Origin of the sequence: Pseudomonas sp. (assembly GCF_037994325.1) — a bacterium.
Classification (GTDB): domain Bacteria; phylum Pseudomonadota; class Gammaproteobacteria; order Pseudomonadales; family Pseudomonadaceae; genus Aquipseudomonas.
Genome location: NZ_JBBNAH010000575.1, coordinates 1 through 1,890, shown reverse-complemented (window position 1 = coordinate 1,890; position 1,890 = coordinate 1). Strand labels below are relative to the sequence as shown.

The following is a 1,890-nucleotide window of genomic DNA, read 5'->3' as shown; positions in this document are numbered from 1 at the left end:
ATGAGCTTCGCGACTTCTCTAGCAAGTTGTGAACACCAATAAAAAACCCCGGGGTTAGCGGCCCGGGGTTTTTTTATTGATGTTCATATTGGCGGCTTGTGAGGCGAGAGGGCTTAGCCGCCATGCTGTTGATCCGTAAGGTGTGCTATGCGCACCTCACGGTTACCCACCGGTAAATCGCAAGGTGCGCGCAGCACACCCTACAAATGCGCTGATCTACTGGGCGATATGCCGCTGGTAAATCGCTAGCTGCTGCGTCTGCTCGGCGTCAGGGTAGACCTCGCGCAGGAATTGATTGAGTTCGGCAACGCCGCGCAGGTCTTGTTGCTGCCCAAGCTGTTTGGCCAGTTGCAGGGTCAGGGCCGGTAGGTGTGGCGGGCGGTTGCGGGCTTTGCTCAGACGGCGCCAGGTTGCCAGGCCACGCGTGCCGTCGTGACCTTGCAGCAGCCGTTGCAGCAGGTGCAGTTGCACCGCTGGGTGTTGCAGCAGCGTAAAGCTCGCGCTGTCGTCGGCCAGGCGCTGCAGTTGCGGCAGGTTGGCGGTGGCATGGGGGAGGGCGAAGAGTTGTTTGAGCACGGCGCTGAGCAGCACTTTGTCTTCGCGGCTTTTTGCGACGGGGTACAGGCGCTCGAGCAACAGCAAGCGACCCGGATAGCGCGTGAGTAAATCCACGCCACGGGTGGCGGCCTGTTCCAGATTGAAATTGCCGATCAGGCTGTCGAGCGCTGCCACTTCGCGCTTGAACGGCGCGTCTGGGTCTTCCTTGTTCAGGTAAGCCTCATCGACTTTTAATTGGCCGACCTGGCGCGGCAACCATACGGCGAGAAAGCCGGCGCCCATGCCGCCGAGGTGGGCGTAGTAGTTAACGTGGTCATTGGCCAGCAGCAGGCCGTAAAGCTCCTTGCCCATCCAGATCGGCAGAATCCACAGCGCCGGCGCGCGAAAGTAGCCGAACAGCGGCCCCAGCCAGTAGAAGAAGTTGATCCGCCGCAGACCATAAATACCCAGGTACATGCCCATCAACCCGGCGATGGCTCCGGAGGCGCCGATGCCGGTGGCCCACACCGGGTCCATCACCCACCACAGCAAGTGCGAGGCCAAGCCGCTAAGCACATACAGACCCAGATACACCGCGCGGCCCAGCGCCCGCTCTAGGGCGAAGCCGAAGATAAACAGGAACAGCATATTGCCGGCCAGGTGGCCGAAGTCGGCGTGCATAAACATGGCGCCGAACAGGCCCTGCACGCTGAACTTGGCGGGGATAAAGCCAAACCGGTAGTTACTGATCTGATCGCGCGCGGCCTCGGCTTTGGCTCGCGCGGCCTGCCATGCAGGGTCAGCCTGGTAGGCGGGGGTGTGATGCAGCGTATTTTCAAACTGCAAATCGCTGATGATCAGCTGCGCCAACTGGCCCCTTGGCGCGGCGGTAAACGACTTGCTTTGTTTTTCGTCGAGCTTGTTGCGGGTAGCAAACGACTCGATAAACAGCGCCTTTTCACGATTGAGCAAGCCGCCATCAAGGTAGGTTTTTACCGCCAGCTGTTCACGCGCGTCGTCGCCACCCTGGTAGCCGAAGTAGATCAGGGTATTGAGCAGAATCAGCAGCAGGGTAAGGACTGGCGGTTTCTTCCAGTCCAACGGGTGTTCGGCGGGAATGATCAGCACGCGTTTCGTCCTTGAAATGAGCGGGGTGTAGAGGGTTGCTTAAGCGCGCTTGCTGTCGATCCGGATCAACTTGCCGCCTTCAAAACGCAGGAAATAGATCATCCCGCCTTCCCTTGGGCCGTATACCCATTCGAGGATTTCGACTTCTTCGGTGCGGTTGCCGATGCGGGTTTTCTGATAGCCGATCACGTTGCTGCTCACTGGCGCGCCGCATTTGGCTTGTAC

General features: G+C 59.6%; 2 protein-coding genes. Both read right to left on the bottom strand.

The window, feature by feature from the left end; translation table 11 throughout:
- Positions 1–216: 216 nt before the first annotated feature.
- Positions 217–1,665: a rhomboid family intramembrane serine protease gene (locus AAAB16_RS19355; protein ID WP_340664797.1), complete on the bottom strand. Its 1,449-nt coding sequence runs from the start codon at positions 1,663–1,665 to the stop codon at positions 217–219.
- Positions 1,666–1,704: 39 nt separating this feature from the next.
- Positions 1,705–1,890, bottom strand: a 186-nt coding sequence (locus AAAB16_RS19350) for a DUF2845 domain-containing protein (protein ID WP_340664796.1), incomplete at its 5' end; no start/stop codon positions are given.